This is a genomic window from Peribacillus sp. TH16, assembly GCF_016651095.1.
Classification (GTDB): Bacteria; Bacillota; Bacilli; order Bacillales; family DSM-1321; genus Peribacillus; species Peribacillus butanolivorans.
In genome coordinates this window covers 441,758-466,593 of sequence record NZ_JAEKEM010000009.1, presented here as the reverse complement: position 1 = coordinate 466,593, position 24,836 = coordinate 441,758, and the positions used below count along the sequence as shown (strand labels likewise).

Sequence of the window (24,836 nt, the reverse complement as noted above, 5' to 3'; positions counted from 1 at the left end):
TAGTTTCTAGCTCTTAGTGCAGCTTTTATAGACAAATTACAAATTATTCTTATTTAAATCCGTTTAGATCTATTCATTGCTTTTAAATTGATTAATGTAAAAAGGCTACTCTTGATGAGTAGTCTTTATTCTGTATCCATAAATAAAGGGAGGATGTAGAGTTGATATTTTCAGATAAAAGTGTGCGGAATGACTACATCTTTACAATCCTTTGGTATAGTAACTACTATCATGGCAGACTACTTACATTTCTACGTAAAAACTGAATAATTATTTTTTATAGGAATTAGCAGGAGTTAGTTAGGAGTGGTCAGTTGAATTAAACTTAATTATGCTCATTCATTTGCAACTTTGCATTCCTTTGCTAGAATATAAGCATAAAGAAAAAAATAGGAGTGGTGACTGTGGCTGAAACTCCAGCTGAAGTAAAGGATTTAATTCACTATATTGAACCAAAGGGAGAGTTTATCTCTTTTTTAGATGAGGCGGATTATATCGCTAAAGGTTTAGAATGGAAATTATTCACTGCTCGTTCAGTAAAAAGAGAACTACTATATAAAAGCGGAAGCTATCAAGGAAAAGTGAAATTGGCTGGTTATGAACAATATGGTAACGGTCTTGATACGATTGTTGTTGAATTTGAAAATGGTAAGCTAAGTTGCATTCACCCTTCATATTTAAAGGAAATGCAAAGTTCGAATTTCGGTAAAGAGCTATTGAGTGGGCCAGTTGCTGAAGCATCAGCACCTTTAACTGAAGGTGAACAAGTAACAGTTGTCCAAGTGACAGAAAGTCCTGAGCAGCTAAGTGAAGCACCAAAAAAGGCAAAGTCAAAGAGTAAAAAGGCACCAGCGAAACCTAAACTGGACTTACCAGCAGACAAAGTCCATTTCACAGCAACCGTCAAGGAATTTACTGCAAAAATGAACCATTTCACCGGTGAAGAAGATGAGGTAATCCTGTTAGAGAATGTCAAAGTGACCACAGATCCAGAACTCTCCATTGGTGATGCCTGGTGTGGATATAGCAAAACATTAAAAAAGGCAGAACTTGAAGAAGGCGACGAAATAGAATTTGACGGAAAAGTGGTTGACAAGAAATACGATAAAGAAATTCGTTATAAAGTGAACAATCCATCAAAGTTAAAAAAAACGGAAGCTTAATTCTAACTTTATACCTTAGTAAAATAGGTAGTAGGCTATTGCTTACTGCCTTTTTGTATGGATTGTTTGCTCCAAGTGACAGGTATTTATAGCAAAAAATGTACAGAGGGATTCGATTTTTATCTTAGTAATTGATGTTTAGAAGTGGAATAAAATCATGAATATGGAGAACTGCTGAACTCATCAGTGATCTGAAGGATGAAGGGGCACTTTTGAAATGTACGTTGGCAATTCATTCATGACGAGAATGTTGAACTCAATTGAAATAGATAGAGCTTTTTCCCTTTTTTGGTTTCATATAATACAGCGTTGGGGATAATACAATATTATAAAAGCTTATTAAAAGTAAAGGGGGCCTCTATTGTGAAAGAATTATTCCGGTTATTAAAACAAGGCAATAAATCGGCATTTATTGCCGCTTGTGTGAATAGTATTATCGCTGTGTTAAAGGGGATAGCTTATTTCATGACGGGGAATGTGGCTATGTTTGCGGAAACATTGCATACCTTGGGGGATGCTGCGAACCAGTTTTTCGTTTTCATTGGTTCCGCATTAAGTAAAAAGTCACCAACAAATCGTTTTCCAGATGGATTAGGACGACTGGTTAACCTAGTTCTTTTAGGGGCTGTGTTGGTTGTTGGGATCATGTCGTATGAAACGATAAAAGAAGGATTTCATCACATCTTGCATCCAGTAGAGTCAAGTGGGATGATAATTAATTTGTCCGTTCTCTCGTTAGCGGTTGTGTTGGAATCATATGTATTATTTAAAGCGATGAAAGAAGTAGTACATGAAGCGGGGATAGAGGCGAAAGGAACTGCAGTCATCTATAAAAGCTTCGCTGGTTTAAAACGTGCAAAACCAGCAACGAAATTAGTATTTATGGAAGATATGGTCGCAACAGGTGGCGGTATACTGGCGTTAGTAGCCATATTGTTGGCGAATTTCACACCCTTTATTCAAGCAGAAGGTGTTGCTTCTGTCATGATTGGTCTCGGTATGTTTTATGTGGTTGGAAGGGTTTTTCTTGATAATGCAGCGGGAGCTCTTGGTGAAGCTGATATTGAGATGCGTCAGAAAATAGGAACTATGGTCATGAGTGATCCGGATGTGAGAGATATCCAAAAACTGGCGGTATTAAAAGAAGGAGAAGATTTTCATGTGGAATTAGAGGTAGAACTTGATGCCCACATTTCTATCGCCCAGGCTGATGACATTAAAGACCGGCTCTTTGATGAAATTTTCAAGGAAAGAGGGGTAACGGATGTCATTATAGAATTTGATGAAAATGACGGCGTTGCTAATTGGGAAGGTGGACTTAATAAGGAACTAAATGAAAGGAAACAAGATAAATAGAAGGGAGTGTCATATCTCCAAAATGTGAATCTTGTCTAATTGGTGTAGGGGCTTCTTTTGAAAATAGAAAATTTAATTAGGTTTGATTTAGGATAATATTAAATAAAAAAGTAACATTTATTTATGCAAAATAGTTAAAATTAATAAAATATAAATCTAAATAAAATGCTAAAAGGTCACAAAATTTTTTGTGACCTTGAAACCTGTTCATTGAATCACGTTCTTTCCTTGGATAAGCAATATACGCTATTATGGAATTATGTACATAGAGAAGAATTCAGAAAGGGTGAATAAGAATGAATAAACCAGAAATTAAACTAGTAGCGCTCGACATGGATGGGACACTTCTAAATGAAGCGGGAGAGATTTCTGCGGAAAATCGGAAAGCAATTAAAGAAGCAGAAAATCAGGGGGTTTTCGTGGTGCTAAGCACTGGAAGATCCTATGCGACTTGCAGTGATTTTGCAAAGTCAATGGAGCTGCAGTCATATCTTATTACGGTTAATGGTAGTGAAATTTACGACAATCAAGGGAAATTGGTGGAAAGAAATATAGTCGATAGTGAATCCATACAGTGGATGTGGGAATTAAGCCAAAAGCATAGTACGCATTTTTGGGCAATTAGCTGTGATAGTATATATAGGGCTGAAATGCCTCAACGAATTCATGACTCGCAATGGCTTAAATTCGGCTTTGATACAAAAGATGAAGCCATTCGCCAAACTATTATGGACGAACTTAAATCAAAAGGAAATCTTGAAATAAGCAATTCAAGTCCAACGAATATTGAAGTGAATGCACTTGGAGTCAATAAAGCGAAAGCAATTGACGTTGTTTGTTCATTGCTCAATATTACAATGGATAATGTAATGGCAGTAGGAGATAGTCTAAATGACCTTGCCATGATTCAAGAAGCAAAGATGGGTGTAGCGATGGGTAACGCTCAAAAGATAGTTAAGGAAAAAGCAGATTGGGTCACTGCAACTAACCAAGAAGATGGAGTGGCTAAAGCAATCCAAAAATGGGTGCTCTCCAATTAATTGAAAGCTGTATGTGGATTTAATCCATATACAGCTTTTTATTTAAATTTAACTCGTTAAGAGTGGTATTTTGCCGCTGAAAATAATTTCTTGAAAATTTTGTCTTTAAGAAGTATGATAATCTTATAGTGTTATATTTTGGTAATATATTAAAAATGGGAGGTTTTATAGATGAGAAGAACTGTACCTGAACACTGGTGGAATCAATTATCTTTACCAGTTATCTCAGCGCCTATGTTTTTAATTTCTGGTCCTGAATTAGTGAAAGAATGCTGTTTGAATGGAGTAATTGGCTCTTTTCCAGCACCGAATGCTCGGCCGATAGAAGTACTGGATCAATGGATGGGTGATATAAAAAAAACACTAATTGCAGCAAGAGATAAAGAACCCAGCAAGAAAATTGCTCCATGGGCAATGAATATGGTTGTTCACCGAACTTATAGCCGTCTTGAAGAAGAATTGGAATTAGTCAAAAAGCACCAACCTCCCATCGTTATTACATCTCTTGGATCTCCAAAACATGTTGTAGATGTCGTACATAGCTATGGTGGGTTGGTCTTTTCAGATGTCAGCAGCGTGGAATTTGCCAAAAAAGCTGCAGAGTCAGGTGTGGATGGATTGATCTTAGTTGCTTCAGGAGCTGGCGGACATGCGGGTGAGATAAATAGTTTTGCTTTCGTTGACAGTGTAAGGACGTTCTGGGATGGAATCATTTTGCTTGCTGGATCCATTAGTACAGGTCACAGCATCTTAGCTGCTCAAGCTGCCGGAGCGGATCTTGCTTATATGGGTACACGTTTTATCGTGGCAAAAGAGAGCAGGGCAAATGATGAATATCGTGAAATGCTTGTCGAGTCGAATCATGATGACATTATCTTGACTGATGCATTTTCCGGGGTTAATTGTAATATGTTGAAACCAAGTATTAAAAAGGCAGGTATGGATCCAGATCAATTAGCAAAAAAAGAAAATGTCGATTTTGACAGCATGTCTAAATCATCAGATTCTAAAGCATGGCGTGATATTTGGTCCGCGGGACATGGAGTAGGGGCGATAAAACAAATAGATACCACTGCTGGTATCATCAAACAGCTAGAAAAAGAGTATCAGGAATCCCTTGAGAGATTAACCGAGCAGGCGGGTAAATTAAAGGGTATTATATCAAAGTGATTTGAAAGCGCTTTATCAAGTTGTTCGAAATTTGTTGTTTTTTTGTTTGAAGAGGGTATCCATTATGGGTACCCTTTTTTTAGTGCTACATACTATTTTAGAATACATTATTTTAATGGATTACATAATCTTGTATAAATAACCATTCAAAAATACTAGATAAGAAGAAAAATTATGTGATTTTATAAAGTAAATAAATTTGATATCCAACAGTAGAAATGTTATATTATTTTTCGTGATAATGACCGGATGAACAATATAGTCATAATTTTTCTAGAAGAAAATATATATTTATAATAAAGAAATAAAATATATATATTTTAGATGATAAACAGTCATGAATGTATTTTCAATTCGCTTTACACCGAAGTAGAGTAAATAAACGACATGTTTGTCGTATAGGAGGATTTGATAGGTGTGTTAAAATCGCTGAAAGGAGAATTATTGGCTATTATAAAAAAACCAATAATTCTCATTTCTATATTAGGAATTATTAGTGTTCCTTTACTTTATAGCGGGACATTTTTATGGGCATTTTGGGATCCGTATGGTAAGGTCGATCAATTGCCGGTTGCCATTGTCAATATGGATGAAGGAGCCGAGCTTAACGAATCAGAACTTACCATTGGGAAAGACTTAGTGAAAGAGTTAAAGGAGAAAAAGGACTTTGATTGGCATTTTGTCAGTCAAAAAGAAGCGAATGAAGGCCTGGCGAACCAGGACTATTACATGAAGATTGAAATTCCGAAAAACTTTTCGGAAAATGCAACTACCTTGCAAGAAGAAAATCCGGAAAAACTTGATTTAATATATACATCAAATGAAGGGTATAACTATATTTCTACTAAGATAGGTGACGCAGCTTCCGAGAAAATTAAAGGTGAGGTTTCTGCGGCCGTTACAAAAACCTATGCTGAGTCAATGTTTGATAATTTGAAAGAAGTTGCTGATGGACTTGGATCGGCCAGTGATGGAGCAGGCGAACTGAAAGACGGGACCGATAAGGTGAAAGACGGTTCTAACGAACTAGGAGAGGGAATTAATTCTGCTAAAGAAGGTTCACAAAAAGTAGATGAAGGAATTGGTTCTCTACATTCAGGTTCAGTTGAAATCCATAAAAACCTGGAAACATTAGCTGAAAAGTCCTTGACCTTTTCGGATGGAGTGGGTTCAGCAGCTTCTGGCTCGAAAGAACTTAATCAAGGCTTGCAAAGATTTAGTTCTGGGATTGGACAAATGAAAGATGGGCAATCAAAACTTTTAGAAGGAGCCAAAAAATCTGAAGCAGGTTCTGGGGAATTAGCTTCAGGACTGCAACAATCTTTAGAAGGGTTCAATCAGATTGAAGAAAAGCTTCCTACTCTGACCGAGGGGGCAAATGGTGTAGCTTCTGGTGCCAGCCAGCTCTCAGGTTCTTTGTCCGATTGGAGTGCTGCTACGAGTGAAGCAAAAGCAGGAGCATCGAACGTTGCGGCCGGATTGGAAGAAGTTATTTCCGGTTTAAAACAACAATCTCAAACTGCAGATGATCCTTCAGAGAAAGCTCGTTTAGAAGGATTAATTGCTTCTCTATCTGGAATTAGTGAAGGAAGTAAAGGAGTAGCTGAAGGAGTAGGAAAACTATCCGCAAGTGCTTCTGAAATTGCTAAGGGAGGCACTAGTCTTAGTGAAGGGGCAAATCAGTTAGGAAATGGTACCAATGCGCTCAGCGGTGGTTTTACTCAATTAAAACAAGCTCAAGATAAACTTGCCAATGGAGCGAATGATCTGCAAAGCGGACAGGGTCAATTAGTAGCTGGATTGACAACATTTGGCGAAAGTATAGATTCAGCACAGAGTGGACTTGGACAATTAACGGAAGGCAGCAATAATTTGGTCAGTGGGCTTGATCAATTAGAAGATGGGTCGAAGCAATTATCAAATGGAACTTCTCAGCTATCAGAAGGTTCGAAAAGTCTGATTACTGGAACAGATAAGTTAAAAGAAGGTACATCAAGTCTTACAAGTGGCATGGGAGAGTTAGCGAATGGAGCTATTAAGCTTCAAGATGGAATCGCCAAACTTTCAGATGGTTCGGAAGAATTACATGACGAATTGAAAGACGGAGCAAGCGAAGCAGGTAATATAAAAGCCGATGAAGATGTTTATGACATGTTTGCAAGTCCAGTAAAGGTTGATAAATTGCCTATTAATAATGTGCCAAACTATGGAACTAGCTTTGCACCGTATTTAATTTCATTGAGTTTATTTATTGGGGCAATCGTTCTGACAATCATTTTCCCATTAAGAGATCCTGCTGTTATTCCTGCAAATGGATTCAGCTGGTTTATTAGTAAATACGGGGTCATGGCTATAATAGGAATATGTCAGGCTATATTGGTGGATTTGATATTAATATTAGGACTTGGAATTGAAGTCACTAGTCTGCCATTATTTTTTGTAGTAAGCATTCTTGCTAGCTGCACATTTATGGCTATCATTCTATTTCTTGGTTCAGCCTTTGATAATCCAGGTCGTTTTATAGCGTTACTCATATTAATTCTACAGCTGACCAGCAGCGGCGGAACTTTCCCAAATGAATTAGTTCCTAGCTTCCTGCAAGGGTTCACGCCATTCTTACCGATGACGTATTCGATTAATGCTTTTAGAGCAGTAATCTCAACTGGAGACTTTGGATTCATGTGGCATAACCTTAGTATACTTGCCATTTTCCATGTAGTGGCATTAATACTATCTTTCGTATACTTCATTTATAGATATAAAAAGATGAAAAACGTATTTACGGAAGATGCAGGCAAATAATAATGAAAAAACAGCGACTCGAATAGGGTTCGCTGTTTTTTTCTATTATACCCAAGATTTTTGAGACGAAGGGGCATATTTTTTCATAGGATTTTTAGCAATAACATCTTTTAAATAGGGATAGCCCGAAGGACTAGGTTTTCGCAGCAGCTCCATTAGATAAGAAATGTCGTCCATTGCCCGGTGTGTTTGGAAATTTGTGATGTTATGAGCCCGCAGCAATGTTAAGAGTTTACTATTTACAAAACCGTATTGTTTCCATGGGACATTGCGCATTGTACAGAACCACTGATGGTTATTGATTTCTGGATACATATGGTAGAGGAAACTTCTGTCGAATGAAGCATTATGGGCAAAAATTGAGTCAGAACGATCTATAAAAGATTTTATTTTTTCATCGTGAAAGCTTTTTCCTTCGACAGAGCTATATGGAATTCCATGAACCCTGTATGCTTGATCATAATTCCTTCTTGCTTGATAAGAGAGGGGCTCTCTTAAAAACGATTCTTGATCAACAAGGTTAATAATTTCACCGGTTTCGCTGCTATAGGTAAAAAGAATAAGGGCAAGTTCGATAATTTCATCAGAAGTAGGACGCAATCCAGTTGTCTCTACGTCTAGTACTAAACCTAATCTATTAGACAATTAATTTTCCTCCATTTTGGCTACTTTTATCTATTATATCTGATTTTGGTTGCCTATTGAAAGTGCCGTATTTCTAAATGATAGTGTTCCTTTGAGATTTCAATTAATTTATTGTTAAAATTTTACAGACTATAGTTAGGTACATATGAATTTGAGTAATAAAGGAAAAATTATTGAAGATGCTCATGGGAAGCATAGAGGTGACGGAGTAATCGGTTAACTTTTATGCGAAAAAATTCAGTTAGATCTACGATTGTTAGTGTAATTTCTATGCTTAATCACTAAATATTAGAAGATCACTTTCAAACACTTTCTTATTGATATGAAATAATAGGAAACTAAAAAAGGGGAGAAATGCTTTTTAAAGCACTCTCTACCTTTGTATAATTCAATTCAGGACTAGTATAGATTGTAAGATTCTTTCTAATTCATGGTCGATTATTTGTACATATTCTTCGTTTTTTTGAATACTGAATATGGTTCTGGAGTGACTTAAATATTGCAGTCCTTCATTCTGTTGTTGAAGATGAATCAGATTTTTCCCGGTAAGAAAATGAAGTTCTGCAAATAAATATAAAGATTCGATAGAATTACAAATATTAATGCCTTTTAGCGTATAATTTAATGACTCTTGATAGCAATGAAGTTCGGTTAAGGTTTGAGCTAATCCATGAATGATTTTTACTAAAATTGTACCTTCCTGATTCACATGAGGAATATTCTCGATAAATTCCAATGCTTCATTGAAGATGATTATAGCCTCATCGTAATCCTTTGTTTTAAAGTGAATAATTCCAATACTATTTAAAACTTCTATTTCCTGTTGATGAAGAATTACCCGTTTGCCCATTGTAATCTGAATGGCCTCATTTAATAGATCAATAGCCATTTGTTTATTCTTGAACAAATAAAAAAAAGACATACCCTCATGCCATTTTAAGAATTGATAAAATGATATGGATTTTTCCGGTGCCGTTGTCATTTCTTTTTGGACGATTTCATAGATTGCTTCATAATTACGTGTACGTTTATATCTGTTTATTAATAATTTAATAGTTTCTATGTAATTATAAATCGGTTCATTTTTGGTAGTGAAAAAATACGAAAGATCAACTTTAAGTTTATCTGCTAATAGTCCCAACTCATCAATTGTTGGTGATGAGATGCTTCTTTCATAATCTACCAAGGTAATAGGCTCGCAAATATCTTTTGCTAATTCTTCTCTTGTGAGATTTTGTTTTATTCTTAATTCGTTGATAACAGAGCCAACCTCTATTTTCATTGCAATTGCCCCTTTATACCTATGTCTAGATTTTCTATTGTAACATAATTTTTTTTTTTCAATATGATTACTGAAAAGATAGTATTATGTAACTACTTTTAAACTGCTGCATCCTTTGAAATCCCTATCCTTCCTTTTTAATGGGAAAGCTTACTATCGCATCTCGGGCGGGTATGGTTGGAACGGAACGGTTTACAGTGTTATTCTCTCACAAATTATTAGAGATTTGATTATTAAGGGCGGGCATCCCGATTCTGCATTATACCTTAAGGAAAGGAAATTATTGAAAAGTTTTGTCCATTAATACAGGTATCTCTTTTTCACAAATAGAATAAAGAAGATAGTGAATCCACGGGGGGATTGTAGGATGAGATTTCAAGAGTTAGAAACAGAGAGGCTGCGTTTAATCGAAATAGGTCACCAGCATACGGAAAGTCTGTTTGAAATTCTCTCAAAAGATGAAGTAACTAAATATGATGGGATAGAAAGCTTAATTCGAGTGGAAGAGGCTCGTCGATTAATAGACTCGTTTAAAAGTGCATATATAAACAAAAGGGGGATTCGATGGGGAGTAGTGGTGAAAGATTCCGGGAAATTTATTGGTACTGTTGGCCTTAATCATTTGAGCATATCTAATAAACGTGCTGAAATCGGGTATGAAATCCATCCGGATTATTGGAGGAAACACTTTACATCGGAAGCTGTCAGAGAAGTATTACGTTATTCATTTGAAGAATTAAACTTACATCGAATCGCTGCATTAACCTTCCCTGATAATATTGCATCAACAAACCTCTTAAAGAAATTTGGTTTTAAGCAAGAGGGGAATCTTAGAAATTATATATTTCTTCGTAATCAATCGCATGATGCCGTGATATTTTCCTTGCTATATACGGAGTTTTAGCTTATACATCACCTAGTTTAGTCAGTTTCCCCAATTAAATAAGGCAGAATCATTGATAAATAGTTTAATAAAAAGATGTAAAAGTATATCGGGGCTGCCCATTTGGGCCTTTTTTTGTTTATAAAGAAAGAATCTGCATATTACTATTTGTTTTGATAAAAAAGGGAATCTATACATATTTTTCATGATAAAATTAAATGAATTCATCATCACGTCCATTGGACATGAAAAGGAGCATATTTATTGTGAAAATTTTATTTCCGTTACTTGCAGTCCTAGGCGGCATTACAATAGCAATTCAAGGACAGATAAATGGCGGTTTAGGAAAAAAAGTAGGGGTCATTGAAGCCTCTTTCATTTCTTTTGGAATCGGGACACTTGCTTTATTATTTATTGTTTTGTTTGCAGGAAATGGAAATATATCAGCTGTCACTTCTGTACCTAAATGGCAACTGATAGGTGGTCTCTTAGGGGCTATTTATGTCATAGTCATCGTCTTAGTAGTCCCTCAAATTGGAGTGGCCCCTACTTTAGTTGGGGTTATCTTAGGACAAATACTGATTGGAGCTGTCATTGATCATTTTGGCTTATTGGGTGGGGTACGTATTCCATTGGATGCGAAAAAGATAGCAGGTATTTGTTTACTCTTTGTGTCATTGTATTTATTTAATCATAAGTGAAGTAGAACAGAAATAAAATACTTAGAATTATTATGTTTTAATGAGGGCATAAAATGGATATTGGACATTTGAAGCACGGATTAGTCATTAAAGCAACTAAACTTCGGACATGGATCCTGTGGGGCAGCGTGACTGACATCAACAGTGCGATCATAATTTCTCTAATTATCCAATTTTTGTATTTGATTAGCTAGTGGGTAATGAAAGTGAATATGTCGATGACATTATTATGTACAAGTTGGTTTATTAAGCTAACGGGTGCGTTCGTATTTTATGATTAGCCGGTTTTTACTGGTTGATCTTTTTTTAATAGAATCTATTATATCAGGAGCTAGGGTAGGACGACGTACAGGTGCGTGGGACATAATTCCGTGAACTAAATTGTCCGCCCCCTAATTTAGGAGAACTAGATTTATTAAAGAATATTTATATTCGTGGTGAAAGTCATACAGTACTTGGAGCAATAGAGAGACAGACATTAGGCCAAATTTTTTATATTGGTAATCAATTAAAAGATGAGAATTGGGAAGCCCCTTAGTTATCAAGAAAGGAAAATCGGAAGAATACTTGCTACACAAGCTTAAAAAACATAAGTGAAAGCAGCTATTGAGTTAACCATTTATAGAGGCTTTTTTAAGTGAATTAAGTGAATTAAGTATTCAGGCACAATCCTTTTACAAGGAATTGTGTTTTTTTGGGTGAACGACCTTGGTTCATTAAGACGTACTAAAGACCACAGGTGTTGTTTTAGAATAAAGTTTGCTCAAATGATACTAATGACCTTAAAAATAACAAATAGAAAGAGCTTGTTTTGAAAAAAGTTTGATCACTTCTGTGACCCTTATTCAAAAATGGAATCTAATAAAAAGTGGTTAACTTGGGAAGTTGAGTCACTTAATAATTCAACCTCTTCTGAATAATGAGAAAAATATGTATAATAAGATGATCAAATATAGCTTCCAATCAAGTTGATATAAATATAGTGATTTGTACTTGTGAGTCTATAATGAAACGCATAATGAAGGGGTTTGAAATTGATATAAGTTAATGTTTCAATTCTTTTTACCTACTATATAAATCAAAATTACTAGAGTTTAATACCTATCTTGTGAAAAAGTACTCATTGGTTTATTGATTTTTTAATTTATTCGTAATATACTTAATATTCAACATCTTTAATTCAAAGTATAGTACCCTTTTGCGAGGTTGAAAGGAAGGTGGTTTTAAGCTATAAAACTACTGATTTTGGGTTTTTGAGAAAAAACGTAAATTTATGCAAACGCTTCGCTAGTTATTTTTGGTGAGTTTCTGCTATGAATACTTCTAACTATCCTCGCAGAATATTTTAGTGTACTAAACCAGAAGTTAATAGATGGCAGAAGGATAATCTCTTAAACTAGGGATACTCCAGAATAGACTAAAGATGAGGGGGAATATTTTTGAAAAAGTCTAAATTTTCAGTGCTTGCGCTTCTAATGGCTATTATGCTTGTGCTTGCAGCATGTAACAGCGGTTCGAAGGAAACTTCGAATGAAAAAGAAGGTGGCTCGAGTGACTCAGCCAAATCAAAAGTATTAAACGTAAACAACTCAAGTGAACCTGGTTCGCTTCATCCTGCCAATGCGCAAGGTACTCATGAATCATGGATTCTTGAACATACGTTTGAAGGACTGACCAAGAAAACAGAAGAAGGTAAAATCGTACCAGGTGCTGCAGAATCATGGAAGATCAGTGAAGATGGATTAAAATGGACATTTAAATTGAAAGATGGATTAAAATGGTCAAATGGAGATCCGCTTACAGCGAATGATTTCGAATATGCTTGGAAATACGCACTGAAACCAGAAACAGCTGCTGATTATGCTTACCAACTTTATTATCTTAAAGGCGGGGAAGCTTACAACAGTAAAAAAGGCAAGGAAGAGGATGTAGGAGTAAAAGCAACAGACGACCTTACGTTAGAGGTTACATTGGAACAGCCTACACCATATTTCCTTGATTTGACTTCTTTCTATACCTTCTACCCGATCGATAAAAAGGTACAAGAAGAAAATCCGAAATGGGCTTTGGATGCCAAAACACATGTATCAAACGGTCCATTCAAGTTAACGGAGTGGAAACATAAAGAAAGTCTGAAAATCGAAAAGAATGAAAATTACTATGATAAAGACAAAATCAAATTGGATGCCGTTAATTTTGCTCTAATTGAAGATGAAAATACTGCATGGCAAATGTATCAGAGTGGCGAATTGGACATCGCTTATCCACTACCAGTAGATGTACAAGGTCAATTGGTTAATTCTGGCGACAAAGAATTCAAAAATGGAGCAGAACTTGCTGTCTACTATTACAACTTTAATACTAAAGTAAAACCTTTCAATAATCCTAAAGTAAGAAAAGCGTTATCAATGGCTATCGAACGTAAAAAAATTACGGATAATGTTGCTCAAGGTGGTCAAAAGCCTGCATTTGGAGTAATCCCGCCGGGTATTCCTGATGCAACTGGAGATTTCCAAGAAAATACAGGAGATCTGTTTGCGGAAAATGTTGATGAAGCTAAGAAATTGTTAAAAGAAGGACTTGCTGAAGAAGGCATGAAAAAACTTCCTGATTTTTCAATTTTATATAATACATTAGATTCTCATAAAAAAATTGCTGAAGCCGTTCAAGGAATGTGGCGCGATAACCTAGGTGTTGAAGTTACACTTGAAAATGCTGAATTCCAAGTTAAACTTGACCGTGAAAAAGCTGGGGACTTCGAGATTTCCCGTGCAGGATGGGTTGGTGACTATGTAGATCCGATGACATTCATGCTTTGGGAGACAGACGGTGCCTATAATGATGCGGATTGGTCCAACAAAGAATATGATAAATATTTAAAAGAGGCGAAATCTACAATGGAACCAAAAGAACGGATGGCTGCTTTGCATAAAGCAGAGGAAGTTCTGATTGATGAAATGCCGATTCTCCCGGTTTACTTCTATACAAAACCATATATGGTTAAATCGAATGTTACTGGGGTTTATGCACCAATAAACGCTTATCCGAACTTTATTTACGCGGATAAAAAATAAAAGAAGGATGAAAATAGGAGGTATGTCCGATTATGGACATACCCCATTTTTCAATTGCGAATTTGAATATTTCATGAATTCATTTCCGTTTTCAACTCCTTAGAAAATCGATGATTGGGGTGATTACCATGTTGAGATATACATTAAATCGTTTTAAATGGGCGATTATTACTTTATGGGCGGTTATTACATTAACGTTCATCATAATGCATACGATTCCGGGAAATCCATTTGCGAAAGAAGGAGCAATGCCTCCCGCTGTTTATGAAAATCTTCAAGTCCACTATGGATTGGACAAGCCTTTGTTGACCCAATATGGAAATTATTTGTTGGAAGTCGTTCAATTTGATTTTGGTCCCTCTTTGAAATCCTCATCCATTTCTGTGAATGATTACATTTTAAAGGGATTCCCAGTGTCCTTGCATTTAGGAGCGCAAGCACTGGTGATTGCCATCTTTTTTGGGCTCATTTTAGGTGTAGTGGCATCACTGAAACGAAATAAATGGCCTGACTATTTATCAATGGTCATTGCTATCGTCGGGATATCTGTTCCGAACTTTATTTTGGCGACTATTTTAATCAATTATTTTGCAATAAAATGGCATATATTCCCTGTTGCTACATGGGCGACATGGCAGCATACCATATTACCATCCATTGCCCTGTCGATGATGCCTCTTGCTTTCATTGCCAGATTGATGCGGACAAGCATGCTTGAAGTAATGGGACAAGATTACATTTTGACCGCAAAGGCAAAAGGGCTAAAACGTAGCGGTGTCATAATCAAACATGCGATCCGAAATGCGTTATTGCCGATTATCACGATTCTTGGTATCCTAACGGCTAATATCGTGACAGGAAGCTTCATTATTGAACGTATTTTTGGTATTCCGGGCATGGGAGATATGTTTGTAAAGGGAATATCCAATCGAGACTATCCGGTCATTCTTGGTTCCACAATTGTGTATAGTGCAGTGCTTATCCTATTGATATTCATCGTTGATATAGCCTATACGTTGATTGATCCTAGAATTAAAGTGACGGGGGAGAAAAAATAATGGCAGATAAAGTGCATTTAACCGAAGATATGTTCCTACCCGCTGAAGGAAACTTTAAGGAAGCTGAAAAAATTGCTAGGCCAACGGTTTCATATTGGTCTGACGTCTGGCGTCGCTTTAAAGAAAATAAACTAGCAATGACGGGGTTTGTTCTAATTATCCTGTTGGTCTTGCTGGCTATTTTTGGTCCGTATATTAATGGATATACTTATTATGGTCAAGATTTCGAGAAAAAGAATCTTAGCCCCAATGCCGAGCATTGGTTTGGGACGGATTCATCAGGAAGGGATTTATTTACGCGAGCTTGGTATGGTGCAAGGATATCCTTGTTCATTGGCTTGATGGCGGCGCTAATAGACTTTTTAATTGGTGTCCTATATGGCGGGATTTCAGCTATTCGTGGCGGACGCACCGATAATATAATGATGAGGTTTGCTGAAGTGATCTATGCGATCCCTTACCTATTGATGGTTATCTTGATGATGGTTGTATTAAAACCTGGTATATTGCCGATAATCATAGCCATGTCGATTACAGGATGGATTCCTATGGCCCGACTGGTAAGAGGGCAGGTTTTACAATTAAAAGAGAATGAATATATTCATGCTGCAACCATCTCTGGTGCTAATACGAGCTGGACTTTAAGAAAACACATGATTCCAAATACAATGGGACCGATCCTTGTCAATTTAACGTTGACTGTACCTACGGCGATTTTTGCCGAAGCTACTCTAAGCTTTTTGGGACTGGGTGTGCCAGCACCTCAGGCAAGTTGGGGAACATTGACCAGTGATGCTCTGGGAAGCATTTTGGTAGGGAATTTCTATCAACTTTTAATCCCGGCGATATTGATCTCATTAACCATGTTCGCGTTTAATGTGGCTGGTGATGGACTACAGGATGCCCTAGATCCAAAACTACGGAAATAAATGAGTCATAACATAAAGATTTTGATAATACTAGAATAGGAGGGACGATGATGGAGAACCTATTAGAAGTTAACGATTTACACATCACCTTCCATACGTATGCAGGAAAAGTACAAGCTGTTCGCGGCGTGAACTTTGAAGTGAAAAAAGGGGAAGCAGTCGCCATCGTAGGAGAGTCCGGATGCGGAAAAAGCGTTACTGCAAAATCGATCATGCGATTATTGGAAACACCTCCAGCAGAGTATGGAACAGGGTCAATATCATTTGGTGGTAAAGACCTTATTAAAATGAGTGAAAAGGAAATGCAGAAGATTCGTGGAAATGAAATCAGTATGATTTTCCAGGATCCAATGACTTCGCTCAATCCAACGACTAAAATCGGCAGCCAAATTATGGAGGGTATTTTAAAGCATAATAATAATATCTCTCGAAAAGATGCATATGAACGAGCGTTAGAAACGCTTAAACTGGTAGGTATTCCTCAGCCGGAAAAAAGGATGCAGCAATATCCACATGAGTTTTCAGGGGGCATGCGCCAGCGGGCGATGATAGCGATGGCTCTAGCCTGTGAACCGAAATTGTTAATTGCGGATGAACCTACAACGGCATTGGATGTAACGATACAAGCGCAAATTTTAGAACTGATGAAAGATATCCAACGTAGAATGGATACTTCCATCATTTTAATCACTCATGATCTAGGTGTGGTTGCGGAAACTTGCGAAAGGGTAGTAGTCATGTATGCAGGTAAAGTTGTGGAAACAGGTACAGTTGAAGCAATATTTGCAAACCCGCAACACCCATATACAAGAGGATTGCTTAAAACGGTGCCAAGGCTGGATATGGAAAAAACGGCTCCGTTGGTACCCATTATCGGATCACCACCTGATTTGTTAGATCCGCCTAAAGGATGCCCATTTTATCCAAGATGTGAATCTGCAATGAAAGTGTGCAAAGAACATGACCCGGAACTTGAGGTAGTAGAAGAGGGACAGACAGCTGCATGCTGGCTTCACCATCCAATGGCAAAAGCAACACGCGTTCAAGCACCGACTAATGTTTAAAGGAGGAGAACCAATGGTTTCACTAAAGAATAAGTCAGTAAAAGAAAAGACAGTCAACGAAAATTCTCCTCTTGTTGAAATAAAGAATCTGAAGAAATATTTCCCTGTTGGTTCACAGTCGTTGAAAGCGGTAGATGGTTTGGATCTCAAAATCTACGCAGGGGAAACTGTCGGACTTGTTGGGGAAAGCGGTTGTGGAAAATCTACTGCTGGGCGTACGATAACCCGCCTTTATGAACCGACAGAAGGAGAAGTTCTTTTTCAAGGGAAAAATATTTTTGATTACAAACCTGGTGAAATGTCACATATTCGCCGTGAAATCCAGATGATCTTCCAAGATCCTTACGCTTCCTTAAACCCAAGGATGAAGGTAGAAGAATTAATTGGTGAACCACTTGCCATTCATGGGATTTCAAAAGGTAAAGAGAGAAGAAAACGGGTGGAAGACCTGTTAAAACTGGTTGGTTTAAGTCCGGAACATATCACTCGTTTTCCGCATGAATTCAGTGGCGGACAACGTCAGCGTATCGGAATTGCAAGGGCGCTGGCTTTGAATCCTAAATTCATTGTTTGTGATGAACCAATTTCTGCACTTGATGTTTCAATCCAAGCTCAAGTAGTAAATTTATTAAAAGAGTTACAAAAAGAAATGGGCTTGACTTATTTATTCATCGCCCATGATTTATCGATGGTCAAGTATATTTCAGATCGTATTTTAGTCATGTATCTTGGGAGAATGATGGAACTTTCAGATAGTGATTCTTTAACGAAGGATCCGCTTCACCCATACACACAAGCCTTGCTCTCTGCAGTGCCGATACCAGATCCCACTATTAAACGGGAAAGGATCGTACTAAAAGGCGATGTACCAAGTCCGATCAATCCGCCGAGCGGCTGTGTATTCCGTACTCGTTGTCCGAAAGCGATGGAGATATGTTCTAGCGCTGTGCCTGAATGGAAAGAACAAAAACCTGGGCACTACGTTGCTTGTCATTTATATTGGTAAATAAAATAATGAGGCCAGTTGCAAAATCTGCGGCTGGTCTTTTTTTGAAAATACACATTAAAAAAACTTTTTATTTTCAGGAAAGATGCCACTAGGTTTTTAGAAAATATTTTTTATAGATTTATAATAATTAAATCTAGGAATTTGAAAATAAAACATATAAAATGTAATTATATGTAAAATTAAAATTACCCAGAAATGGCTTCATTTTGTGAGATAAGGAGGAATAATGTTGTATTCCACAATAACTAGTGAAATTGTCGATCATGTCATGATTATTACACTTAACCGTCCTGAAAGAATGAATGCCTTTAATGAAAAAATGTGTGAGGAAATGATTCGTGCTTTTGATGAAGCGGATGAAAATGATGACGTACGAGCCATTATTTTAACTGGGGCAGGGAAGGCTTTCTGTGCTGGCATGGATTTGGAAAAAGGTGCAGAAACTTTTATGGATCACACTCCTTTAGTTGAGTACCGTGATGCAGGTGGTGTTTTATCATTAAGGATTTTTGAGATGAAGAAACCTATAATAGCAGCCATTAATGGAGCAGCGGTTGGTATTGGTATAACTATGACTTTGCCTATGGATATTAGAATTGCTTCAACTGATGCGAAAATGGGGTTTGTTTTTGCAAGGCGAGGAATTACAATGGAGGCTTGCAGTGGTTGGTTCCTGCCTAGACTTGTCGGAATGGGGAAGGCATCCGAATGGATTTTTACTGGAAGAATGATTTCAGCTAAGGAGGCCTATGAGGGGAGACTAGTTAACAAGATTGTAGAGCCTGATGAATTGATGCCAACTGCAATGGAAATCGCATCTGAAATAGCGGAAAATACCTCTTCCGTATCTGTGACATTATCTCGGCAGCTAATGTGGACTATGCTTGGAGCAAATCATCCAGTTGATTCACATAAAATAGAATCGAAAATGCTTCATTGGACCGGAAAGCAAGCTGATGCACAAGAAGGAATCGAAGCTTTCTTAGAAAAACGGAAAGCTGAATTTACAATGAAGAGCAGCTCTGATATGCCGCCGTTTTACCCGTGGGGTCTGGATCGAACATACGAATCAGATAAAAAATAAATGATTAATTCTGTATTGAAATCATTCTTAGGAACTGTGTGAGAATTTTCACTTTTCGGATAAATTAGGGTTTCTTTTCTTAGTGTGTTATACTGTGTTTACCATTTACTAAACTTGTTTCATATTCCCCTATTCCTTGTGAATAGGGGTTTTTTTATTTTCAAAAAAAGATATTCTATAAAGAATATTTTTATTCAAAAAAAAACAGACTCTACAAGTAGAGTCCGTTATATATTGTATTTAAAATTATGCTTTTTGAACGTTAGTAGCTTGGGGTCCACGTTGACCTTGCTCAACTTCAAAAGTAACTTCTTGACCTTCGTCTAATGATTTGAATCCTTCGCTTTGAATAGCTGAGAAATGTACGAATACATCGTCTCCGTTTTCGCGTTCGATGAAGCCAAATCCTTTTTCTGCGTTAAACCATTTCACTTTACCTTGTTCCATTGTTGTTGCCTCCTAGTGTGAATCCACACAATGTGTTACTACCCTTGCTCAATCTTCAGACGAAAAGTGTTTCACTTATCAATCTTCCCGAACAAAAATAATTCTTATTAAATATAACAGATAATGTCGGAATCTGCAAGCTAACATAGTAAGATTATTTTTTGTGAAATTGCTATGAAGATTCGTTAATATCCTTTCTTGTAATTAAGTAAATTTATTGTAGGGTTTTTACCGTTGAGATAGTTCTTCAAATTGGGAATGAAAATATCTTCAATCAATCGTTTGTCGTAATATTCAGTGTTTCCGGATGTGTGTGGCGTGATGATGACATTGTTCATTTCCCATAAAGGGCTACTTTCCGGAAGTGGTTCAGTTTCAAACACATCTAGTCCTGCACCTGCAATCTGCTGGTCCTTAAGCGCTTGAATCAATTCATTTTGAACAACGAGAGATCCTCTTCCAATATTAATGAAAAAAGCGGAAGGCTTCATTAACTTGAATTCGTTTGTGCCGAACATATCCTGTGTTTCTGGAGTCAAAGGTAATGTCACGACAACATAATCACACTTAGGGAGAAGATCATTCAATTGTTTCTGGGTGAACATCTCATCAACATATTCTTCTGATTTACCAGAATGACGAACCCCTAATACGGTCATTCCAAAAGCCTTGGCAATTTTAGCTGTTTCCTTCCCGATTTTTCCAACCCCAATGATGCCTATAGTCTTTTCATGAATTTCCTGCTTCATATCAGCGTGGTGCCAAGTCTTTTCCTGCTGTTGCTTAACATATGTATCTATTTTTCTTGTAAAGGCGAGCATTAGGGCGAAAATGGTCTCTGAAATGGGATATGCGTGGACACCATTTGCAGTCGTAATCTGCACATTCTTTTGTTCTAACTTTTCCAGTGGCAAAGCATTCACTCCAGCACTCCATGTCTGGATCCATTTCAATTCACTTGCTTCATATAAAATAGATTCGTACATTTCTGATTTCCAGCCAGCGATTATTTCTGCATCGTTTATATGATCCTGCCATATTGCAGGGGCTCTTCCTGTAATCACAGTCCAATCGGGAATCACTCCTTTAACTTGCTGCAATAAATGTTCATTCAGGTTTTGGGTAATAATGAGTTTTTTATTTGGCATAATCATCATCCTCTATCATTTTTCTGAATTATACGTAAGTTTTGAGAATAATTCAATTGGAAACAGTGATTACTAAGCAATCTTGATATAATACAAATATCTAACAAGGATGGGGTGTAATCATGAAGGTGAAGGATATATATGGGCAGTTACCAACTTTAGAAACAGAACGTTTAATTATGAGGAAAATCACTATGAAGGATGCTGAAGATATGTATGCATATGCTTCCGAAAGTGAAGTATCTCGTTTTGTCACGTGGGAACCGCATCGTTCACTATCTGATACAAGAGATTTTATCCAATTCGTGTTACAGAATTATGAAGATAATAAGCTTGCTCCATGGGGAATTGAATACAAGGACAATGGTGAGTTTATTGGTACTATCGACTTTGTTTCATGGCATTTGAATCATCAAATCGCTGAAATAGGGTATGTCCTTGCTCCACAATATTGGGGAAATGGCATGATAACGGAGGCTGCCAAAAAGGTAATAGAGTTTGGTTTCGAAAATATGAATCTTGTTCGTATTCAGGCCCGCTGCTTTGTGGATAATCTTGGTTCAGAACGGGTCATGCAAAAGTCTGGAATGTCTTTTGAAGGTATTTTGCGAAAAGGTATGTTTGTTAAAGGTAAGCATGAGGACCTGAAATTATATTCAATTATCAAATGATCATACATTAATGAACGGATTACGAAAAATCTATAAGGGTTGCTGTACTTTTAAGGGGATGGACTTATAAATGTTGAAGAAGTTAAACCCAATCTTAGGTTAAGCTCACTGTTTCCGTCTATGTGAAAATTCTGGAAAACACTCATTTCCCATTTTATCAAGAATAATAGAAAGGAAACTGATAGCCTTCGATTTGCATTTTTAGCTCTCGCAAATTTTGACGAGGAATATTCCCTGGCACTATGAAGATATGAAATTTAAAAACAAACAAAATGTGCAAATAATCATTCAAAAACTATACAAAACGTCTAATGTAAAAAGTCCGTTTAAAAAATATAATAAAACTATGAAATCGGGTTGAAATGGAGGGTGTATTAATGGCAGTTATTAATGATGTAGAAACGTTGAAAAATTATATAGGTGGCAAGTGGGTAGAATCCACAACGTCAAAACATGAAGAGGTGCCTAATCCGGCAACAGGAGAAGTGTTGGCGATTGTACCGCTTTCCACAAAAGAAGATGTCAATCAAGCAGTTCGGGTGGCAAAAAATGCTTATAAAGAATGGAAAAAGGTAGCTGTACCTAAAAGAGCTCGCTTCTTATTCCGCTACCAGCAATTGTTGATTGAACACTGGGATGAGCTTGCGAAGCTCGTCACCATTGAAAATGGAAAAAGCTATACAGAAGCATATGGTGAAGTTCAACGTGGCATAGAATGTGTGGAATTCGCTGCAGGTGCGCCAACCTTAATGATGGGCAGCCAGCTTCCGGATATTTCTCCGGGTATTGAATCGGGCATGTACCGTTATCCAATGGGAGTAGTAGCAGGCATTACTCCATTTAACTTCCCAATGATGGTTCCATGTTGGATGTTCCCGCTTGCGATTGCCTGTGGAAACACATTTATTCTAAAACCTTCTGAAAGAACGCCTCTTCTAGCCAACCGTCTTGTTGAGTTATTAACAGAAGCAGGTGTTCCAGATGGTGTTGTAAATATTGTCCATGGGGCACACGATGTGGTGAATGGGATATTGGAGCATGAAGACATTAAAGGAGTATCTTTTGTTGGCTCCCAGCCAGTTGCTGAGTATGTATATAAAACAGCAGCTGCTAATAAAAAACGCGTTCAGGCTTTATCAGGAGCAAAAAATCATTCAATTGTAATGCCTGATGCAGATCTGGATAATGCAGTAACCAACATTACCAACGCTGCTTTTGGATCTGCAGGTGAGCGCTGTATGGCCGCTTCAGTAGTTGTTGCAGTAGGAGAAGTGGGAGATCTGCTTGTAGAAAGATTAAAGGCAGCAGCTGATGAAATCAAGATTGGAAATGGAATGGATAAAGAAGTTTTCCTTGGCCCAGTCATTCGTGATACTCATAAAAAGAGGACGGAACAATATATTGAGATTGGTGAAAAAGAAGGGGCTGTTCTCCTTCGTGACGGTCGAAATGAAGGTGATCAGGAAAGCGGCTATTATGTAGGACCAACATTATTTGATCATGTTAAAACAGATATGAAAATTTGGAAGGATGAAATTTTTGCTCCTGTTTTATCAATAGTGCGGGTTAATACACTTGAGGAAGCAATTGAATTAACTAACCAATCCGAATTTGCTAATGGTGCCTGTCTCTATACAGATAGCGCGAAAGCTGTCCGTGAATTCCGTGAAGAAATTGATGCAGGAATGCTAGGGGTGAATCTTGGTGTACCTGCTCCGATGGCATTCTTTCCATTCTCCGGCTATAAAAGCTCATTTTATGGAGACCTGCATGCAAATGGAAGAGACGGCGTAGAATTTTACACAAGGAAAAAAATGCTAACAGCAAGATACTGATATAGAAAGGAGGTCGACGCTATTTATGGTCGGCCTTCCTTTATACAATTATAAGAGGAGTGGGGATTATGCAGGTTGAAAAACAAGGTCAAGATCTTAAGACAATAGATGAAAAATATGTTTGGCATCATATGAAAGGAGCTGGACCGAATCCTGGGACAATGGTCGTTCAAAAAGGGGAAGGGGCATGGATCACGGATGTTGATGGAAATCGTTATCTTGACGGGATGTCAGGATTATGGTGTGTCAATGTTGGTTATGGACGGACAGAACTAGCAGAAGCAGCTTATGAGCAGCTGAAGGAACTTCCTTATTCTCCTTTAACAAACAGTCACATTCCCGCTATTAAGCTTGCAGAGAAGTTAAATGATTGGCTGGGAGGAGATTATGTAATTTTCTTCTCGAACAGTGGTTCAGAAGCAAATGAAACCGCTTTTAAAATTGCCCGTCAGTATCATCAGCAAAAGGGTGAACATGGACGCTATAAATTCATTTCCCGTTATCGTGCTTATCATGGAAATTCAATGGGAGCGCTTGCAGCGACTGGGCAGGCACAACGGAAGTATAAATACGAACCGCTTGCGCCAGGGTTTCTTCATGTCTCACCTCCTGATTTATACCGTAATCCAGAAGACGAAAGCGGTGAAAAAAGTGCTGCGGAAATTGATCGTGCCATAACATGGGAATTAAGTGAAACGGTAGCAGCAGTTATTATGGAACCGATTATTACTGGCGGAGGGATTCTGATGCCTCCTGATGGATATATGAAAAGGGTTAAAGAAATTTGTGAGAAAAATGGAGTTCTTCTTATTTCAGATGAGGTTATTTGCGGTTTTGGCCGTACTGGGAAGAAGTTTGGATTTATGAATTATGATGTTCAACCAGACATCATTACAATGGCAAAAGGGATTACTAGCGCTTACCTGCCGCTTTCCGCTACAGCTGTAAAACGTGAAATTTATGAAGCGTACGCTGGTTCCGAAGAATATGACCGCTTCCGACACGTAAATACATTTGGTGGCAATCCTGCTTCCTGTGCCTTGGCTTTGAAAAATATGGAGATATATGAAAAGGAGAAACTAATTGAACGGTCCAAAGATTTAGGTCTTCGTTTTCTACAAGAATTAGATGAAATTAAGTCTCATCCAAATGTTGGAGATGTCCGTGGCAAAGGTTTGTTGGTTGGAATTGAACTTGTGGAAGATAAACAAACAAAACAACCGATTGATATTTCCAAAATCAATAAAGTAATTGCATCGTGCAAAAATAAAGGACTCATCATCGGCAAGAATGGTGATACCGTAGCTGGTTTCAATAATGTCCTGACGCTCGCACCTCCGTTAAGTATTACTGAAGAGGATTTTTCTTTTATTGTAATGACGGTAAAGCAAGTATTAGCTGAACTGTAATAAATATTAATAAACAGTGGGAACAGAATCTATTTTTCTTCTGTTCCTTTTTTGTATATAAAAGTA

At 37.4% G+C, this 24,836-nt stretch carries 21 protein-coding genes and 1 pseudogene; 18 read left to right on the top strand and 4 right to left on the bottom strand.

Features of this window, described 5'->3' with window-relative positions; translation table 11 throughout:
• Nucleotides 1-404: 404 nt before the first annotated feature.
• The 5 genes from JFV29_RS16210 to JFV29_RS16190 all read left to right on the top strand — a co-directional run bounded on the left by JFV29_RS16210 (nt 405) and on the right by JFV29_RS16190 (nt 7,531).
• The gene (locus tag JFV29_RS16210) at nt 405-1,163 is read left to right on the top strand and encodes a hypothetical protein (protein WP_201185214.1); all 759 of its coding nucleotides are present in this window, start codon (nt 405-407) and stop codon (nt 1,161-1,163) included.
• Nucleotides 1,164-1,526: 363 nt separating this feature from the next.
• The gene (locus tag JFV29_RS16205; RefSeq protein ID WP_201185212.1) at nt 1,527-2,519 is read left to right on the top strand and encodes a cation diffusion facilitator family transporter; all 993 of its coding nucleotides are present in this window, start codon (nt 1,527-1,529) and stop codon (nt 2,517-2,519) included.
• Nucleotides 2,520-2,815: 296 nt separating this feature from the next.
• On the top strand, nt 2,816-3,559 hold the full coding sequence (locus JFV29_RS16200; RefSeq protein WP_201185210.1) for a Cof-type HAD-IIB family hydrolase: 744 nt from the start codon (nt 2,816-2,818) through the stop codon (nt 3,557-3,559).
• Nucleotides 3,560-3,730: 171 nt separating this feature from the next.
• Nucleotides 3,731-4,729 (top strand): NAD(P)H-dependent flavin oxidoreductase, encoded by a 999-nt coding sequence (locus tag JFV29_RS16195; RefSeq protein ID WP_201185208.1) that lies wholly within the window; start codon nt 3,731-3,733, stop codon nt 4,727-4,729.
• A gap of 417 nt (nt 4,730-5,146) precedes the next feature.
• On the top strand, nt 5,147-7,531 hold the full coding sequence (locus tag JFV29_RS16190) for a YhgE/Pip domain-containing protein (protein ID WP_342366568.1): 2,385 nt from the start codon (nt 5,147-5,149) through the stop codon (nt 7,529-7,531).
• A gap of 45 nt (nt 7,532-7,576) precedes the next feature.
• On the opposite strand, the gene JFV29_RS16185 is transcribed toward JFV29_RS16190, so the two are convergent.
• Both JFV29_RS16185 and JFV29_RS16180 read right to left on the bottom strand, forming a co-directional pair.
• Nucleotides 7,577-8,176: an exonuclease domain-containing protein gene (locus tag JFV29_RS16185; protein WP_053346408.1), complete on the bottom strand. Its 600-nt coding sequence runs from the start codon at nt 8,174-8,176 to the stop codon at nt 7,577-7,579.
• A 388-nt stretch (nt 8,177-8,564) separates the two neighbouring features.
• Nucleotides 8,565-9,458, bottom strand: a complete 894-nt coding sequence (locus tag JFV29_RS16180) for a helix-turn-helix domain-containing protein (RefSeq protein WP_201185206.1) — start codon at nt 9,456-9,458, stop codon at nt 8,565-8,567.
• Nucleotides 9,459-9,825: 367 nt separating this feature from the next.
• On the opposite strand from JFV29_RS16180, the gene JFV29_RS16175 reads away from it, so the two are divergent.
• The 10 genes and pseudogenes from JFV29_RS16175 (at nt 9,826) to JFV29_RS16130 (ending at nt 19,260) form a co-directional block, all read left to right on the top strand.
• Nucleotides 9,826-10,362, top strand: a complete 537-nt coding sequence (locus JFV29_RS16175; protein ID WP_201185204.1) for a GNAT family N-acetyltransferase — start codon at nt 9,826-9,828, stop codon at nt 10,360-10,362.
• Nucleotides 10,363-10,607: 245 nt separating this feature from the next.
• Nucleotides 10,608-11,042 (top strand): DMT family transporter, encoded by a 435-nt coding sequence (locus JFV29_RS16170; RefSeq protein ID WP_053346404.1) that lies wholly within the window; start codon nt 10,608-10,610, stop codon nt 11,040-11,042.
• Nucleotides 11,043-11,095: 53 nt separating this feature from the next.
• Nucleotides 11,096-11,236: a hypothetical protein gene (locus JFV29_RS16165; protein ID WP_201185202.1), complete on the top strand. Its 141-nt coding sequence runs from the start codon at nt 11,096-11,098 to the stop codon at nt 11,234-11,236.
• Between the two features lie 218 nt (nt 11,237-11,454).
• Nucleotides 11,455-11,639 (top strand): annotated as a pseudogene (locus JFV29_RS16160) (DUF1572 family protein); the annotation flags it as partial.
• An 842-nt stretch (nt 11,640-12,481) separates the two neighbouring features.
• Complete coding sequence (locus JFV29_RS16155; protein ID WP_242485407.1) at nt 12,482-14,116, top strand: peptide ABC transporter substrate-binding protein; 1,635 nt, start codon at nt 12,482-12,484, stop codon at nt 14,114-14,116.
• A 128-nt stretch (nt 14,117-14,244) separates the two neighbouring features.
• The gene (locus JFV29_RS16150) at nt 14,245-15,174 is read left to right on the top strand and encodes an ABC transporter permease (RefSeq protein WP_053346403.1); all 930 of its coding nucleotides are present in this window, start codon (nt 14,245-14,247) and stop codon (nt 15,172-15,174) included.
• Nucleotides 15,174-16,103, top strand: coding sequence for an ABC transporter permease (locus tag JFV29_RS16145; RefSeq protein WP_053346402.1), 930 nt, complete (start codon nt 15,174-15,176; stop codon nt 16,101-16,103). Before JFV29_RS16150 ends, JFV29_RS16145 begins: the two co-directional genes overlap by 1 nt.
• Before the next feature lie 50 nt (nt 16,104-16,153).
• Nucleotides 16,154-17,167: an ABC transporter ATP-binding protein gene (locus tag JFV29_RS16140; RefSeq protein ID WP_053346401.1), complete on the top strand. Its 1,014-nt coding sequence runs from the start codon at nt 16,154-16,156 to the stop codon at nt 17,165-17,167.
• A gap of 13 nt (nt 17,168-17,180) precedes the next feature.
• Nucleotides 17,181-18,173, top strand: coding sequence for an ABC transporter ATP-binding protein (locus JFV29_RS16135; protein ID WP_053346400.1), 993 nt, complete (start codon nt 17,181-17,183; stop codon nt 18,171-18,173).
• Nucleotides 18,174-18,405: 232 nt separating this feature from the next.
• Nucleotides 18,406-19,260 (top strand): crotonase/enoyl-CoA hydratase family protein, encoded by an 855-nt coding sequence (locus tag JFV29_RS16130; protein ID WP_201185200.1) that lies wholly within the window; start codon nt 18,406-18,408, stop codon nt 19,258-19,260.
• A gap of 246 nt (nt 19,261-19,506) precedes the next feature.
• Here JFV29_RS16130 and JFV29_RS16125 read toward each other — a convergent pair whose 3' ends face one another.
• Together JFV29_RS16125 and JFV29_RS16120 are read right to left on the bottom strand one after the other, a co-directional pair.
• Nucleotides 19,507-19,707 (bottom strand): cold-shock protein, encoded by a 201-nt coding sequence (locus JFV29_RS16125; RefSeq protein ID WP_029714163.1) that lies wholly within the window; start codon nt 19,705-19,707, stop codon nt 19,507-19,509.
• A 185-nt stretch (nt 19,708-19,892) separates the two neighbouring features.
• Nucleotides 19,893-20,855 carry a D-2-hydroxyacid dehydrogenase gene (locus JFV29_RS16120; RefSeq protein ID WP_201185198.1) on the bottom strand — a complete coding sequence of 321 codons (963 nt, stop codon included), beginning with the start codon at nt 20,853-20,855 and terminating at the stop codon, nt 19,893-19,895.
• 122 nt (nt 20,856-20,977) lie between these two features.
• On the opposite strand from JFV29_RS16120, the gene JFV29_RS16115 reads away from it, so the two are divergent.
• From JFV29_RS16115 to JFV29_RS16105, 3 genes are all read left to right on the top strand, one after another.
• A complete protein-coding gene (locus JFV29_RS16115; protein ID WP_201185196.1) occupies nt 20,978-21,526 on the top strand; it encodes a GNAT family N-acetyltransferase in 549 nt (182 codons plus the stop codon).
• A gap of 377 nt (nt 21,527-21,903) precedes the next feature.
• Nucleotides 21,904-23,361 (top strand): CoA-acylating methylmalonate-semialdehyde dehydrogenase, encoded by a 1,458-nt coding sequence (locus JFV29_RS16110; RefSeq protein ID WP_201185194.1) that lies wholly within the window; start codon nt 21,904-21,906, stop codon nt 23,359-23,361.
• Nucleotides 23,362-23,429: 68 nt separating this feature from the next.
• The gene (locus tag JFV29_RS16105) at nt 23,430-24,770 is read left to right on the top strand and encodes an aspartate aminotransferase family protein (protein WP_201185193.1); all 1,341 of its coding nucleotides are present in this window, start codon (nt 23,430-23,432) and stop codon (nt 24,768-24,770) included.
• Nucleotides 24,771-24,836: the final 66 nt, after the last annotated feature.